At 41.0% G+C, this 2,005-nt stretch carries 1 protein-coding gene and 1 pseudogene; both read right to left on the reverse strand.

What is annotated here, in order from left to right:
• A pseudogene (locus FYJ25_RS14270) lies at positions 1–188 on the reverse strand ([FeFe] hydrogenase, group A); the annotation flags it as partial.
• The coding region (gene cooS / locus FYJ25_RS14275) for an anaerobic carbon-monoxide dehydrogenase catalytic subunit (RefSeq protein WP_154581597.1) at positions 182–2,005 on the reverse strand (1,824 nt) is incomplete at its 5' end. The gene cooS and the pseudogene FYJ25_RS14270, both read right to left, overlap by 7 nt.

Below are 2,005 nucleotides of genomic sequence, written 5' to 3' on the forward strand. Positions count from 1 at the left end.
CACTGTCCACAGCCAATACATTGATAAGCCTCCCTTTGGTTTAATAAATATTTTGCTGCTACCCCGATCTCTTCTTCACAAACTGCAAAGCAATGTCCACATTCACTACATAATGCTTCATTTTTGATAATCGCAGGATTCGCATCATCTACCGGAACCATAAAAGGAGTCGTTCGATTCATTAGCATATAGCATCTCCTCCTTTATTGATTCCATTATCAATTCCAAGACCTGCTCTTTTTTCTTTAATGATATCCTCAAACTTCTGTGCTGCGGCATCTACCTCTGTTTCAATAATAAGCTGTCCTCCGGTTAAATCTTTCAATCCTTCTGTAAGGACATTTACCGCAACCTGGCTTCCTGTAACAAATGGTGATAATGCCAGGTGAAGAGGGAATCCAAGTGCAAGAGCATATGCTCCATCTGCTAACGCCTGCTCTTCAAGCCACTGCGGTGCACTTATAACAACTGGAAGCTGTGGCAGATCTACATTAAGTTCTTTTGCTAAAGCACAGGCAGCCATCTCAATTCGTCCGATTGCAAGGCATGGTCCGAAATTAAGAACCGGCGGAACACCAAGTGCTGTACATATTTCTTTCAATCCTTCCCCACAAAGTTCTACTGCATCCATCGTCATAAGTCCACAGTTTTCTAAACCACCACAAGTACAGCCTGCTGATAATACAAGAATGTCTTTCTTAATTAATTCTTTGGCAAGTTCTACTGTAAATACATCATGTCCTTTTGCTCTTAAATTAGAACATCCGACAACTGCCGCAATTCCTTTAATTTTTCCTGAAACAATCGCATCAATGAGCGGCTGTAAAGTACCACCTAAGGCAGCTACTAAAGTATCTTCTGATAAACCGGTAATGGACTTGTCAAAACCATGCTGTGCCATGACATTGACACGCTTTTCTCCTTCTGCTGGAGCTGTTCCATATAACTTTTCTTTTCTGTTCTTAAATCCACATAGAGCATCTGCGATAATCTGACTTGTAATCTTTTCTTTTTCTTCTGCAGTATATGGCAATAACTGTGCATTTGCCTTCTTTGCCACATCGTCAAGACAGAGCATCTTAATATCTAACTGATCACAGATTGGCTCGATTCCCGGAATCGTACAGTTAAATTCAGAAACAACCAAATCCACACAGCCAGTCATTAATACCGCTTCACTTGTATAGTTATTACCTGCATGTCCGCAGTATACATCTTTATAGCAGCCGGAACGTGCCTGGTAATCCTGCCCCACACAAGTACAGCCTACAATACGGATTCCCTTTGCACCAACAAGCTCGGCAGACTTTTGTACAATTTCTGATTCTAATTTTTCTTCTAAATCTGTAAACATTGACTGCTGATGTCCTGTAATCATAATATTTATATATTCTGGATCAATAATACGAAAACCTACCGGATCCATACTGATTTGCGGTGGTCCCATAATAATATCATTCATCAAGTTTGTAAGAATCAGTCCGTAATTACCTGTAGAAATACCTAAACGTAAGCACTGCAACAGCATATCCATCGGATCTGAATTCAAGTTTGTCGATGTCTTTACAACCGCATTAAAAATCTCGTCTTTTGCTCCACCCGGTAAAATACCAAGCTTCTCCCACAGTTCATAACGCTTTGGAAGAGCAATATTCTTCATGAGTGTCATCTTCTCATCATACGGTTTTCTGATATCTGCAAGAACTGCATCTGCAATCATCTCTGCCGTCTTCGCACAACTGTTATGACAGTCCGGTCCACAGTTACCACAACAGTTAATCTGTAAAATCTTTGCAAGCTTCGCAACAGAGTCCTTATATTTTGGTTTCTTGCCTTCCGCCTGTAATTCCTGTGCCATCTCCTTCAATCTTCTTGCCGTATTCTCTACAACATGCGTATAACATCCTGAACCAGCAGCCACCTGTCTTAAAAAATTCCTGCAGGCAATGGTATCTGCATCTGCTCCACATACACCTTTTGGTTTCGCCGGTGATAAACGACATGG

This window comes from Anaerobutyricum soehngenii (assembly GCF_009697165.1).
GTDB lineage: Bacteria > Bacillota > Clostridia > Lachnospirales > Lachnospiraceae > Anaerobutyricum > Anaerobutyricum soehngenii.